We start from the raw sequence: 13,538 nt of genomic DNA on the forward strand, positions 1-13,538 counted from the left end.
AAACCGGGCGACCTGGTGGTCGCCCGGCTTGTCTGGGGTTACAGGTGAGATTCGGCGTATTCGGCCAGGATCGAGCGCGGTACGCCCTGCAGGGTGATGTGGACCCCGTTGGGGAAGTCCTTGAAGCGTTCGGTCAGGTAGGTCAGCCCGGAGCTGGTCGCGGACAGGTACGGGGTGTCGATCTGCGCCAGGTTACCCAGGCACACCACTTTGGAACCGGCACCGGCACGGGTGATGATGGTTTTCATCTGGTGCGGGGTCAGGTTCTGGCACTCGTCGATCAGGATCAGGCTCTGCTGGAAGCTGCGCCCGCGAATGTAGTTGAGGGATTTGAATTGCAACGGCACTTTGCTGAGGATGTAGTCGACGCTGCCATGGGTGCTTTCGTCATCCATGTGCAAGGCTTCGAGGTTATCGGTGATGGCCCCCAGCCACGGCTCCATTTTCTCCGCTTCGGTACCGGGCAGGAAACCGATCTCCTGGTCCAGGCCCTGCACGCTGCGGGTGGCGATGATGCGTCGGTAGCGTTTGCTGACCATGGTCTGTTCGATAGCAGCGGCCAGGGCCAGGATGGTCTTGCCGGAACCGGCGGCGCCGGACAGGTTGACCAGGTGGATATCCGGATCGAGCAAGGCGAACAGCGCCAGGCTCTGGTAGATGTCACGAGGCTTGAGGCCCCACGCCTCTTGATGCAACAGCGGTTCCTGGTGCAAATCGAGGATCAGCAATTTGTCGACCTGGATTTCTTTGATCCAGCCGACGAAGCCTTGTTCGTCGATGATGAATTCGTTGATGTGCACCGCCGGCAGGTTGTCGATCAGTTGCACCTGGTGCCAGGTGCGACCATGGTCCTGGCGGGTCTCGACCTTGCTTACCCGGTCCCAGAAGGAGCCGGTCATGGTGTGGTAGCCGTTGGGCAACAGCGAAACGTCGTCGACCAGTTGGTCGGTGCTGTAGTCCTCCGCCGCGATCCCGCAGGCGCGGGCCTTGAGGCGCATGTTGATGTCTTTGGTCACCAACACCACGGCCTGGTCCTTGTTGCGCGCGTGCAGGTCGATCAACTGATTGATGATGATGTTGTCGTTCAGGTGTTCCGGCAGCACCAGGTTGGGTTCGGTGCGTTTGCTCATCAGGATCGAGAGCAGGCCCTTAGGGCCACTTTTGCCGCGCTGGATCGGCACGCCGAGTTCGACATCTTCCGGGGAGGCATCGCCCAGGGTCTTGTCGATCAGGCGGATCGCCTGCCGGCATTCGGCCGCAACGCTGTGGTGCCCGCTCTTGAGCTTGTCCAGCTCTTCAAGCACGGTCATCGGGAGGGCAACGTGGTGTTCTTCGAAGTTCAGGAGCGCGTTTGGATCGTGGATCAATACGTTGGTATCGAGTACATAGAGGATTGGCTGGTTGGAGGAAGGGCTACGTCCGTGGTCATCCATACTCGGTCACCTATGTGGGGGCCATTCGACGCAATACCGTGACAGTGCTGCGCCTCGAGGTAGCCACCGAATTCACCCGCGAGGGTTCAGGTGAACTGCACACAATCTGGGTCTTGGAAGACGCCACCTGTGTTGCAGGTTTCGGCGGTCTGACTTCTTGATACTCCAAAAACCATGACAGGAAAAAGCACTTTGACGCTTTTTTGAAGTTTATTTTTCAGAGTGACGAATAACCCTTGGCGTACCGCCATTGCGCCGTTAAAGTCGGAAGTCCGGTTGTCATGAATGCGTCCCGAATTTTCCTCCTTCCCCAATGTTTCCGGGCCTTTCCCGGTTTCAGCGAAACGCCTCCTGGCAGTCTGCCCAACCGATCCCGCTCTGCGCCGTCTGCGTCATGAGCCAGGGCATTGCCGTTTTCACCCCATCCTGCTTGGCATTGAAATTGATCACCCCGTGACGCCACAACAGCATCAGGGTCAGCACACGCTGGGCGCTTTGTTCGGGCTTGAGCCGATTGCCGCTGTCCTGGGGATCGATGTCCCACAGCGCCACTTGCAGGCCCTGCTGGCGGAAAAATCCTTCGGCATCGCTTCGACGCTGGCCTTGAGGCGGACGGAACAGCGGCACGTAATTCTCGGGCAGCTTTCCTTTGACCAGCTCGACACTGCGCCGGACCGAGTCTTGCCAGTCCTGCCAGTGGCTGTGGGAACGAAACTCCCAGCCCTGCACACCCACGCACTGCCCCGCATACAACATTTGGAGGCTGTTGACCGAGCGCTCCTCCAGCCGCGCCTGGATGTCCTTGCCCAGCACGAAGAAAGTGCCGTTCATGTTCGCTTTGCGCAGGTATTCGGTTAGCCACGGGGTGTTGTCCGGCACCACGTTGGCGGCGCTGTCGAAGGTCAGCAGGAACAGCCGATCGTTCATGTTTTCGCCGTTACGCTCGTAATCGCCGAAACGCGCAACTTCACTGCTTGTTTGCGGAAAAAGCGCGGCTTTACGCAGCAGTTCATCGCGGTATTGAGTATGGAAAATCTGGCTCGGCGCCGCCCATTTGATGTAGTAAGAGTTGTCATCCAGATGGAACCTGCGGGCCTCTTCCCGCAGAGTGGCCATGTCCTCGACCAGGTAACAAAAAGAAGCATCCTGATCGCAACTGCGCTGGGCAAAGTTGTAATTGGTCAGGAGCCGCTGCCACAGCCGTGCGCGAAGCGCGTCGACCGCGGCCATGTTGACCGTGCGCAACCCCAAGTATTGCTTGAGCGCGACTTCGTCCATGGCATCGACGTCCAGCAGGCCCCGGGCGAACATCAGGATCTCGGCCCGCGAGGCCACATCGAACAGTGTCGGGCTGGTGAGTTGTTCCGGCCACGTGCTGCGGTCCAGGGTCGCGACGTCGTTGGGCGCGGCACTGGCGCCCAGGCACAACAACCAGGCTGATAACAGAAGGGCAATGCGCAAAAGGGATGTCTCCATAACGAAACCCGCGCGGCATGATAGCTGATCCTGATGTAATCCCCTTGCGGTCAGTGGACTTGGGAGCAGACCTGTGGGAGCAAAGCTTGCTCGCGATGCAGGCGACAAGGTCCATCTGCAAGATTGCGTCATCGTTCATCGCGAGCAAGCTTTGCTCCCACAGCTCCCTCGCCACAAAAGCACCACCACCACCACCACCACCACCACCGATCACCTATCACCCCAATAGCTGGAGTCCACCCGGACAACCCCCTAGAATCGCCGCACCTTCAAGGAGACGATTGCATGCTGATGGTGATTTCCCCCGCCAAGACCCTCGATTACGAAACGCCGCCGGCCACCGCGCGTTTCACTCAGCCGCAGTACCTGGATCACTCCCAGGAACTGATCGAACAGCTGCGCGAATTCTCGCCGGCACAGATCAGCGAGCTGATGCACGTCTCCGACAAGATCGGCGGCCTCAATGCCGCGCGATTCGGCAGCTGGACACCGGCGTTCACCCCGGCCAATGCCAAGCAGGCGCTGCTGGCGTTCAAGGGCGACGTGTACACCGGCCTCGATGCGCAAAGCCTTGGCGAAGCCGATTTCGACTATGCCCAGCAACACTTGCGCATGCTCTCCGGCCTCTATGGTCTGCTGCGGCCACTGGACCTGATGCAACCCTATCGCCTGGAAATGGGCACGAAGCTGGCCAATGCCCGGGGCAAGGACCTGTATGCCTTCTGGGGCACGCGCATCAGCGAATGGCTGAACGAAGCCCTGGCCGACCAGGGCGACGACGTACTGCTGAACCTGGCGTCCAACGAATACTTCTCGGCGGTCAAGCGCAGCGCACTGAAAGCGCGCGTCATCGATACCGAATTCCGCGACCTGAAAAATGGCCAGTACAAAATCATCAGCTTCTACGCCAAGAAAGCCCGGGGCCTGATGAGTCGTTTCGTGATCGAGGAACGGATCAACGACCCTGCGGCACTCAGCCAATTCGATGTACAGGGCTACCGTTTCAACGCACAACAGTCGAGCCAGAACAAATTAGTGTTCCTGCGCGATCACGCCCCCGAATAAAGCATCACTTTATATCGCTCTCTGATCGGGGGCTTCGATCAAGCCCCGATCTGTCATCTTAGTTCCTCACCTGTTTCGCCAGTTTCATGGCGCCAATAAATCGCCCCACTCCCCCGCTAACTTTTCTTTCACTCGACACTCGTCAGTTTTTTGCGTAGTGGCACCGATTTTTTTCATCGGTAGTGGCACAAAAATATCTCGGCTTGTTAACTCCCCATTTATAAAGGCCAAAATGGCAAGTGCCATCATCTTGAGAGCAGTGCCATCTTCGATAATATTTCGAAAAATTTCGAAAATCGCGATGAGCGGATCGGAACTATGTGAAATTGCACGGCTCATACCACCCGTAACGATTCTTCGCAGATCTGTAGGAGATAACTTACACAGGACGTCGAACGGATTAACCAAGTTGTCACGACAACTTAGCGAAACGGTCGTCTAATTGGATCCACCCTTAAAGGATGGGAGATAACGCACCATTACTATCCCCTACAAGGCCAAGGCTGCGCCCCTATAACGTGCTCACCCGAGCACACAAGCTTCTGATTTTGTGGGCTTTTTGCCAGGGATCGGAAGTAAAGAACCTTTGCACGAGCGTTCCCGACAACGAGGACTGGCTGCATAACAGGGCAGGTCATAACAACTAGGCCGCTTTGCGCACAACTTGAGTGCAATTATTTAGACACTCGGAACTTAGTATGCCTGCACACGGCACTGTGGCGCCTGCATTCCACACTTCCGAGTGCACGATGACCGCTGAACACTATTAACTCCGGCCATTCAATGGCGTGAAAAACAGAGGTAAATGCGATGCGCATTAGCATATTTGGTTTGGGTTACGTCGGTGCAGTATGTGCCGGTTGCCTGTCTGCACGGGGCCATGATGTAGTTGGCGTAGATGTCGCCAAAGACAAAATCGACATGATCAACGCGGGCAAATCGCCGATCGTTGAACCTGGTCTTGGCGAGCTATTGGCGCAAGGCATTCAAACAGGCCGACTGCGCGGTACAACCAACTTCGCCGAAGCCATTCGTGATACTGACCTGTCGATGATTTGCGTCGGTACACCGAGCAAGAAGAACGGCGACCTGGAACTGAACTACATCGAGGCCGTGTGCCGCGAGATCGGTTTTGTCCTGCGTGACAAGACCACCCGCCACACCATCGTGGTTCGCAGCACCGTATTGCCGGGCACCGTGGCAAACGTTGTCATCCCGATCCTGGAAGACTGCTCCGGCAAGAAAGCCGGCGTCGATTTCGGTGTCGCGGTCAACCCTGAGTTCCTGCGCGAAAGCACCGCGATCAAGGACTACGACCAGCCGCCAATGACCGTGATCGGTGAGTTCGACACCGCTTCCGGTGACGTTCTGCAGTCGCTGTACGAAGAGCTCGACGCGCCGATCATCCGCAAGGACATCGCTGTCGCCGAGATGATCAAGTACACCTGCAACGTATGGCACGCCACCAAGGTGACCTTCGCCAACGAGATCGGCAACATCGCCAAGGCCGTCGGCGTCGACGGTCGTGAAGTGATGGACGTGGTCTGCCAGGACAAGACCCTGAACCTGTCCCAGTACTACATGCGTCCAGGCTTCGCTTTCGGCGGCTCGTGCCTGCCGAAAGATGTTCGCGCCCTGACCTACCGCGCCGGTTCCCTGGACGTGGAAGCGCCGCTGCTCAACTCGCTGATGCGCAGCAACGAGTCCCAGGTGCAGAACGCCTTCGACATCGTTTCCAGCCACGACAAGCGCAAAGTCGCCCTGCTGGGCCTGAGCTTCAAGGCCGGCACCGACGACCTGCGTGAAAGCCCGTTGGTAGAACTGGCGGAAATGCTGATCGGCAAGGGCTTCGACCTGAAGATCTACGACAGCAACGTCGAATACGCCCGCGTCCACGGTGCGAACAAGGATTACATCGAGTCGAAGATTCCTCACGTCTCGTCCTTGCTCAACGCCGACTTCGACTCGGTGATCGACAGCTCCGACATCATCATCCTGGGTAACCGCGACGAGAAGTTCCGCGCGCTGACCGAGAACGTACCGGAAGGCAAGCAGGTCATCGACCTGGTCGGCTTCATGTCCAAGGCCACCAACCCGAGTGGCCGGACCGAAGGCATCTGCTGGTAAGGCAGCCGCAAGCTTCAAGCGTCAAGCCTCAAGCTAAAGCTCATTCGCTTGAGCTTTGGTTTGTGCTTGAAGCTTGAAGCTTGAAGCTTGCAACTGACTTTAGGATACCGATTATGCACAGGCTAAAGCACGGCCTGCTTCAGGCCGCCGGTTGGCTGTTTTACATGAGTTTATTGATGGGCATCGCCATGGCGCTGCCCACGTCCACGTTCGACTCCGAATCCAAGGATTTCATCTTCCTGATCGGCGCCGTGGGCATCTGGCGTTACTCCATGGGAGCGACGCATTTCGTGCGCGGCATGATCTTCCTGTACATCGTCTACCCACACCTGCGCCGCAAGGTCCGCAAGCTGGGCAAGGCGGCGGATCCGTCCCACGTGTACCTGATGGTCACCAGCTTCCGGATCGACGCGCTGACCACTGCCCAAGTCTATAGCTCGGTCATTCGCGAGGCCATCGACTGCGGGCTGCCCACCACCGTGGTCTGCTCCATCGTGGAAATGTCCGACGAACTGCTGGTCAAGAGCCTCTGGGCCCGCATGAACCCGCCTGCGCGGGTCAAACTGGACTTCGTGCGCATTCCCGGCACCGGTAAGCGTGACGGCCTGGCCTTCGGGTTCCGCGCCATCTCCCGCCACCTGCCGGACGACCGCGCCGTGGTGGCGGTGATCGACGGCGATACCGTGCTCGCCGAAGGCGTCGTGCGCAAGACCGTGCCGTGGTTCCAGCTGTTCGGCAATGTCGGCGGCCTGACCACCAACGAGTTCTGCGAAGTGCGCGGCGGCTACATCATGAGCGAGTGGCACAAGCTGCGCTTCGCCCAGCGCCACATCAACATGTGCTCCATGGCCTTGTCCAAGCGCGTGCTGACCATGACCGGGCGCATGTCGGTGTTCCGCGCGACCGTGGTCACCAACCCGGACTTCATCGCCGATGTGGAAAGCGACTCGCTGCAACACTGGCGCCTGGGCCGCTTCAAGTTCCTGACTGGCGATGACAAGTCGAGCTGGTTCAGCCTGATGCGCCTGGGCTACGACACGTTCTACGTGCCCGATGCTGCGATCAACACCGTCGAGCATCCGCCGGAGAAGAGCTTCATCAAGGCCAGCCGCAAGCTGATGTTCCGCTGGTACGGCAACAACCTGCGGCAGAACTCCCGGGCTTTGGGCCTGGGCATGCGGCGTCTGGGCCTGTTCACCTCGGTGGTGCTGTTCGACCAACGGGTGTCGATGTGGACCTCGCTGCTGGGCCTGACCGTGGCACTGATCGCCAGCTTCAAGTACGGCACCGCGTTCATCCTGGTGTACCTGCTGTGGATCGGCATCACCCGGTTGCTGCTGACCCTGCTGCTGTCGTGCTCCGGACACAAGATCGGCCCTGCCTACCCGGCGATTCTCTATTACAACCAGATCGTCGGTGCCCTGGTGAAGATCTACGTGTTCTTCCGCCTCGACCAGCAGTCCTGGACTCGCCAGCCCACCCACCTGACCCGTGATCTCGCCAGCTTTCAACGTTGGTTCAACACTTGGTCGTCTCGGACCATGACCTTCTCCGCCGGCAGCATTTTTGTCGCCGTGCTGCTGACGATGGTCTGACCGGACTTGAATGAATTAACTAGGAAATCGCCCCTATGAACACCGCCGTGAATGTCAACGTAGTCCATGAATCCGAAGCCCAGCGCCAACACGCCCGGGTCAAAATCCCGGCCAAGCTGCGCTTCTTCGGGCCCGACCGCACGCCCATGGAAGTCAAGGTCCTGGACCTGTCCGCCGGTGGGCTGTGCTTCAACGCCGGCCAACTGCCGCTGAAGGTTGGCGAGACCTACAAGGCTCGCCTGCAATTCGTCATCGACAACCTTGGCCTGGCCATGGACGTGGAATTGCAGATCCGCTCCTACGACCGCGAGACCGGCCGTACCGGTTGCCAATTCCAGAACCTGGAGCCGCGGGACATCTCGACACTGCGTCACATCATCACCTCGCACCTGGCCGGCGACATCGTCGGTGTCGGCGACGTGCTGGCGACCCTGCAGCGCGATAACTTCACCAAGGCTCGCAAGCAGAAAGACGACAACGGCGGCATGAGCGCCTTCGGTCGCCTGCGCGCCGTGACCTTCAGCCTCGGGATCTTCATCGTTGGCCTGGCGGCGTTCGGTTTCATCTTCAAGTCGGTGTATGGCATGTACTTCGTCAGCCACGCCCAGGCAGGCCTGGTGAATGTACCGGGCATGGCGATCACCATGCCGCGCGACGGCACCGTGCAGAGCCTGGTCAAGGCCGACGGCGCGGCCGCCAAGGGCGCCCCACTGGCGACCTTCAGCACCAGCATGCTCGATGTGCTCAAGGGTCACCTGGATGACAACCAGTTGCAGCCGTCCAAGGTCGAGGAGCTGTTCGGCAAGCAAATGACCGGCACCCTGACCTCCCCGTGCGACTGCATCGTGGCCCAGCAATTGGTCGCCAACGGGCAATACGCCAGCAAGGGCGACGTGATTTTCCAACTGGTCCCACGGGGCACCGAAGCTAACGTCGAAGCGCGATTCTCCTATCGCCAGTTCGGCGACGTGCGCCCAGGCACTGCGGTCAGCTTCCAGGTCGCCGGCGAAGACACCACCCGTACCGGCAAGATCGTCAGCAGCACCAGCCTGAAAAGCGCCGACCTGTCCTCCGATATCCGTGTGTTGATCCAACCTGACGAACCCCTGGACAGCGCGCTGGCCGGCCGTCCGGTAGAAGTCACCAGCGACCGTGGCCCGAACCTGAACTGGCTGATCGACAAAGCCATGGCCGTCGGTATTTAAGTCGAGGATATGCCCGTGATCACTCCACAAAACAACAATGCACCGCATTCCCTGTGGGAGCGAGCCTGCTCGCGATGGGATCGACGCGGTCTGTCTGGTACACCGAGCGGCCCGCATCGCGAGCAGGCTCGCTCCCACACAGGATATGCGTTGTGTGCACTGGCGCTGGCAGTCAGTCTTAGCGGTTGCGCCGGCCTGCCCGATCAACGCCTGGCCAACGAAGCCCTCAAGCGCGGCGACACGGCGTTGGCGCAGCAGAACTACCAGCAACTGGCAGACCTGGGCTACAGCGAAGCCCAGGTCGGCCTGGCCGATATCCAGGTGGACAGCCGCGACCCCGAGCAGATGAAAAAAGCCGAGGCGACTTACCGCGCCGCGGCCGACATCTCGCCACGGGCCCAGGCGCGCCTGGGTCGCCTGCTGGTGGCCAAGCCCGGTTCCACCGAAGCGGAAAAACACGAAGCCGAAGGCCTGTTGAAGAAAGCCTTCGCCAACGGTGAAGGCAACACCCTGATCCCGCTGGCGATGCTGTACCTGCAATATCCCCACAGCTTCCCGAACGTCAACGCCCAGCAGCAGATCAGCCAATGGCGCGGCGCCGGTTATCCGGAAGCGGGCCTGGCGCAGATCCTGCTCTACCGCACCCAGGGCACCTACGACCAGCACCTGGACGAAGTCGAGAAGGTCTGCAAGGCCGCGCTGGCGACCACGGACATCTGCTACGTCGAACTGGCCACGGTCTATCAGAAACGCGGCCAGCCGGAACAGCAGGCCGAATTGCTCAAGCAAATGCAGGACGGCCACGCCCGTGGCGTCGTTTCCGCCCAGCGCGTGGACAGCGTCGCCCGCGTCCTGGCCGATGCCAGCCTGGGCAAGACCGATGAAAAGACCGCCCAATCGCTGCTCGAAGGCATCGCCCCTGGCTACCCCGCAGCGTGGGTCAGCCTGGCGCAACTGCTCTACGACTTCCCGGAACTGGGTGACGTCGACAAGATGATGCAATACCTGGAAAACGGCCGCGCCGCCGACCAGCCTCGTGCCGAGCTGTTGCTGGGCAAGCTGTATTACGAAGGCAAGTGGGTCCCGGCCGATGCCAAGGTCGCCGAGGCGCATTTCCAGAAAGCCGTGGGCCGCGAAGTGGCCGCCGACTATTACCTCGGCCAGATCTATCGCCGCGGTTACCTGGGCAAGGTGTACTCGCAAAAAGCCCTGGACCACCTGCTCAAGGCCGCCCGCAACGGCCAGAACAGCGCCGACTATGCCATTGCCCAGCTGTTCTCCCAGGGCAAGGGCACCAAGCCCAACCCGGTCAACGCGTATGTGTTCAGCCAGTTGGCCAAGGCGCAGAACACCCCGCAAGCCACCGAGCTTGCCCAAACCCTCGAAGCACAATTACCGCCGGAACAACTTGCACAAGCGCAACGCCTGCTACAACAAGAGCAGGCCATTCGCGGCGCAATGAGCCCCGATACGCTTGAACTGCAAGCCCTAAAAGAAGATGACGGCGAGGAACCTCTATGAAGCTTTTGAAGCTCAATCCTTTTGTACAGGCTGGTATTGGCCTGTCGTTTGCCCTGTTGTGGTCCAGCCCGACCCTGGCGGCCCTGACCGACACCAAGAACTTCGGCCTGGAAGTGAAGATCACCGGCCAGTCCGAAGACGACCGCGACCTTGGCACCCAGAGCGGTGGCGACGTCAATGGTGTCGGCCTGGACCTGCGTCCGTGGGTCTACGGTGAAAGCGAAAGCGGCGCCTGGAGCGCCTACGCCATGGCCCAGGCCGTGACGTCCAGCGACATCATCGAGACCGACACCCTGCAGCAGTCCGATGGCAGCACCCAACAAACCGACAGCGGCGATCGCGAAGCCAAGAAAAGCTACCTGGCCATGCGCGAGTTCTGGATTGGCTACCGTGGCCTGACCCCTTACCCGGGCGAGCAGTTGAAGTTCGGTCGCCAGCGCCTGCGCAACGACGACGGCCAATGGCGCGACACCAACATCGAAGCCCTGAACTGGACCTTCGACACCACCTTGCTGCGGGCCAACCTCGGCGTGGCCGAACGCTTCAGCGAATACCGCACCGACCTCAAGGAATTGTCCCCCAAGGACAAGGATCGCCTGCACGTCTATGGCGACGTGGGTTACCAGTGGATGCCAGGCCAGTGGGCCGGTATCCGTGCCCATCACAGCCATGACAATGGCAGCCTCGATTACCCGACCCCGGGCGAAGCCACCGACACCCTGGACAAGACCGAAAACGGTGACTTGACCTGGCTGGGCCTGGAAGCCAACAGCGACGCCTACAACTGGCGCAATACCAACACCGTCAACTACTGGGCGAGCATCACCGGCATGACCGGCGATCGTGACACCGTCAACCCGCTCAACGCCGACGGCACCCGCCCAACAGAAGCCAAGCACAGCGATGACGTCGACGGCTGGGCCACCGACCTGGGTATCCGCCTGCGTCTGGACCCGCAATGGCAAGTCGGTGCGGCCTATGCCCGTGCCAGCGAGGACTACGAGCAGAACGGCCTGCAAAGCAACCGCTCGAACTTCACCGGCACCCGCTCGCGCGTGCACCGTTTCGGCGAAGCGTTCCGCGGCGAAATGGCCAACACCCAGAGCGCCAGCCTGTTCGGTTCCTGGCAACTGCGTGACGAATACGACGCAAGCCTGGTGTACCACAAGTTCTGGCGCGTGGACGGCAACAAGCCGGTGGGCAGCAACGGCATCAACGCCGTGGAAAACAACACCGACGACGTGACCGGCGCGATCCTGTCCACCTCGACCCTGCCGCTGCGTGATGGCGACAAGGACCTGGGCCAGGAAGTCGACCTGGTCGTCACCAAGTACTTCAAGCAAGGCCTGCTGCCGGCCGCGCTGAGTCAGTCCATTGATGAGCCGTCGGCGCTGGTGCGCTTTCGTGGCGGCGTGTTCAAGCCAGGCGACGCCTACGGCAAAGAGGTCGATTCGTACATGCATCGCGCCTTTGTCGACGTGATCTGGCGCTTCTGATGCGAATGGCCATGGGAGTGCCCGATATGAACCGCTACCTCAGGAACAGCCAGGCGATGAAAGGTTCGATCAGCCTGTTGGTCGCAGCGATGCTGCTGGCCGGCTCGCCGGCGTTCGCCAACGTTGAACCGGTGGTCAAGCCGGGCAACGTGGCCAAGGAACTGCAACAAGCCAAGACCTACACCGTCAGCAGCGCGCCGACCGCGCCGCTGGAGCTGGCCGCGCCGACCCTGCCCGACCTCAAAGGCTATACGGCCGAAGCGGTCGCGGCCAAGATCGTGCGCAGCAAGCCCGGCAAGATCAGCGTGCGCCGGATGATGCAGGAAAACGCCTTGAAGGATTTCATCGGCGGCGACAACAAGATGGCCGAGTGGGTGGTGCGCCAGCGCGGCATCCCACAGGCCGTCTTCCTTGACGACGGCTACATGAACCTCAAGGACTTGGCCAAGAAAGTCCCCAAATACGTCATCGAAACCTCGCCAGGTGTGTACCTGGCGAAGATTCCGATCGTGGTCGGCCAGAAAGGCATCCTCGAAATCGACAAGCAAACCCAGGAATTGCGCCTGTCCCAGGAGGGCGGCGCGTTCCTGATCAACGATGGCCGGATGTTCATCCGCGACACCAAGGTCACCGGATGGCGCGAAAAGGAAAACGGCCCTGCCACGTTCCGCTCGCCCAATGAATTCCGTCCGTTCCTGCTGTCCTGGGGCGGCACCGAGACCTACATCGTCAACAGCAAGATGGCGAGTTTCGGCTATGCCAACAGTAAGTCGTACGGGGTGAGTATTTCCCAGTACACGCCGAACATGGCCAAGGTCCTCAAGCGCCCGGAACCGACCGGTTGGATCATCGGTTCCGAGTTCTCGGACATGTGGTACGGCTTCTACTGCTACGAAACCAACGACTTCGTGGTCAAGGGCAATACCTACAAGGACAACATCGTCTACGGCATCGACCCCCACGACCGTTCCCATCGGCTGATCATTGCCGACAACACCGTCTACGGGACCAAGAAGAAGCACGGGATCATTATTTCCCGTGAGGTCAACGACAGCTTCATTTTCAACAACCGCAGCTACGACAACAAACTCTCGGGCCTGGTGATCGACCGTAACAGCGTGAACAACCTGATCGCCTACAACGAGATCTACAAGAACCACACCGACGGCATCACGCTTTACGAGAGTGGTGACAACCTGCTGTGGGGCAACAAAGTGATCAGCAACCGCCGCCACGGCATCCGGATTCGTAACAGCGTGAATATCCGCCTTTACGAAAACGTGTCCATGGCCAACGGCCTGACCGGTCTCTACGGCCACATCAAAGACCTGTCGGACACCGACCGGGACATCAAGCTCGACCCGTTCGATACCGAAGTGTCGTTGATCGTGGTGGGTGGTGAACTCGCCGCCAATGGCAGCGGCCCGTTGTCCATCGACTCGCCCCTGAGCGTTGAGCTGTACCGCGTGTCCATGCTCGCGCCGACCAAATCCAGCGGCATCAGTTTCACGGGGATCCTTGGCGAGCGCCAGGATGAAATTCTCGACCTGTTGGTGCGCCAGCAGAAAGCCGTGCTGATCGACCCTGTCGAACGCCAGACCGAAATGCGGGACTGAGGAT

10 protein-coding genes are annotated in these 13,538 nt (G+C 60.0%); 7 read left to right on the top strand and 3 right to left on the bottom strand.

Annotated elements, in window-relative coordinates:
- Positions 1-38: 38 nt before the first annotated feature.
- Positions 39-1,433 carry a PhoH family protein gene (locus J3361_RS10005; protein WP_030139644.1) on the bottom strand — a complete coding sequence of 465 codons (1,395 nt, stop codon included), beginning with the start codon at positions 1,431-1,433 and terminating at the stop codon, positions 39-41.
- Positions 1,434-1,769: 336 nt separating this feature from the next.
- Entirely contained in the window at positions 1,770-2,894 is a 1,125-nt protein-coding gene (locus tag J3361_RS10010; protein WP_207964247.1) for a polysaccharide deacetylase family protein, read from the bottom strand.
- A gap of 300 nt (positions 2,895-3,194) precedes the next feature.
- Between J3361_RS10010 and yaaA the strand changes: the two genes are divergently transcribed.
- The gene (gene yaaA, locus J3361_RS10015; protein WP_207964248.1) at positions 3,195-3,974 is read left to right on the top strand and encodes a peroxide stress protein YaaA; all 780 of its coding nucleotides are present in this window, start codon (positions 3,195-3,197) and stop codon (positions 3,972-3,974) included.
- 84 nt (positions 3,975-4,058) lie between these two features.
- Here yaaA and J3361_RS10020 read toward each other — a convergent pair whose 3' ends face one another.
- Positions 4,059-4,313: a hypothetical protein gene (locus tag J3361_RS10020; protein WP_207964249.1), complete on the bottom strand. Its 255-nt coding sequence runs from the start codon at positions 4,311-4,313 to the stop codon at positions 4,059-4,061.
- A 471-nt stretch (positions 4,314-4,784) separates the two neighbouring features.
- Between J3361_RS10020 and J3361_RS10025 the strand changes: the two genes are divergently transcribed.
- The 6 genes from J3361_RS10025 to algG all read left to right on the top strand — a co-directional run bounded on the left by J3361_RS10025 (position 4,785) and on the right by algG (position 13,534).
- Positions 4,785-6,101, top strand: coding sequence for a nucleotide sugar dehydrogenase (locus J3361_RS10025; protein WP_024617609.1), 1,317 nt, complete (start codon positions 4,785-4,787; stop codon positions 6,099-6,101).
- Positions 6,102-6,211: 110 nt separating this feature from the next.
- Positions 6,212-7,696, top strand: coding sequence for a mannuronan synthase (alg8, locus tag J3361_RS10030; protein WP_207964453.1), 1,485 nt, complete (start codon positions 6,212-6,214; stop codon positions 7,694-7,696).
- Between the two features lie 35 nt (positions 7,697-7,731).
- Positions 7,732-8,901, top strand: coding sequence for an alginate biosynthesis protein Alg44 (locus tag J3361_RS10035; RefSeq protein WP_207964250.1), 1,170 nt, complete (start codon positions 7,732-7,734; stop codon positions 8,899-8,901).
- A 9-nt stretch (positions 8,902-8,910) separates the two neighbouring features.
- The gene (algK, locus tag J3361_RS10040) at positions 8,911-10,422 is read left to right on the top strand and encodes an alginate biosynthesis TPR repeat lipoprotein AlgK (protein WP_207964251.1); all 1,512 of its coding nucleotides are present in this window, start codon (positions 8,911-8,913) and stop codon (positions 10,420-10,422) included.
- Positions 10,423-10,427: 5 nt separating this feature from the next.
- Entirely contained in the window at positions 10,428-11,918 is a 1,491-nt protein-coding gene (locus tag J3361_RS10045; protein WP_279382071.1) for an alginate export family protein, read from the top strand.
- Positions 11,919-11,944: 26 nt separating this feature from the next.
- Positions 11,945-13,534 carry a mannuronan 5-epimerase AlgG gene (gene algG, locus J3361_RS10050; protein WP_207964253.1) on the top strand — a complete coding sequence of 530 codons (1,590 nt, stop codon included), beginning with the start codon at positions 11,945-11,947 and terminating at the stop codon, positions 13,532-13,534.
- The last annotated feature ends 4 nt before the right edge of the window (positions 13,535-13,538 follow it).

Origin of the sequence: Pseudomonas sp. OA65, assembly GCF_017498305.1 — a bacterium.
GTDB lineage: Bacteria > Pseudomonadota > Gammaproteobacteria > Pseudomonadales > Pseudomonadaceae > Aquipseudomonas > Aquipseudomonas zanjanensis.

What these genes read in the sequence shown, in the direction of transcription:
- algG (WP_207964253.1), top strand. Translation starts at nt 11,945, where the DNA reads ATGAACCGCTACCTCAGGAACAGCCAGGCGATGAAAGGTTCGATCAGC.
- J3361_RS10025 (WP_024617609.1), top strand. Translation starts at nt 4,785, where the DNA reads ATGCGCATTAGCATATTTGGTTTGGGTTACGTCGGTGCAGTATGTGCC.
- algK (WP_207964251.1), top strand. Translation starts at nt 8,911, where the DNA reads ATGCCCGTGATCACTCCACAAAACAACAATGCACCGCATTCCCTGTGG.
- yaaA (WP_207964248.1), top strand. Translation starts at nt 3,195, where the DNA reads ATGCTGATGGTGATTTCCCCCGCCAAGACCCTCGATTACGAAACGCCG.
- J3361_RS10020 (WP_207964249.1), bottom strand. Translation starts at nt 4,313, where the DNA reads ATGAGCCGTGCAATTTCACATAGTTCCGATCCGCTCATCGCGATTTTC.
- J3361_RS10005 (WP_030139644.1), bottom strand. Translation starts at nt 1,433, where the DNA reads ATGGATGACCACGGACGTAGCCCTTCCTCCAACCAGCCAATCCTCTAT.
- J3361_RS10035 (WP_207964250.1), top strand. Translation starts at nt 7,732, where the DNA reads ATGAACACCGCCGTGAATGTCAACGTAGTCCATGAATCCGAAGCCCAG.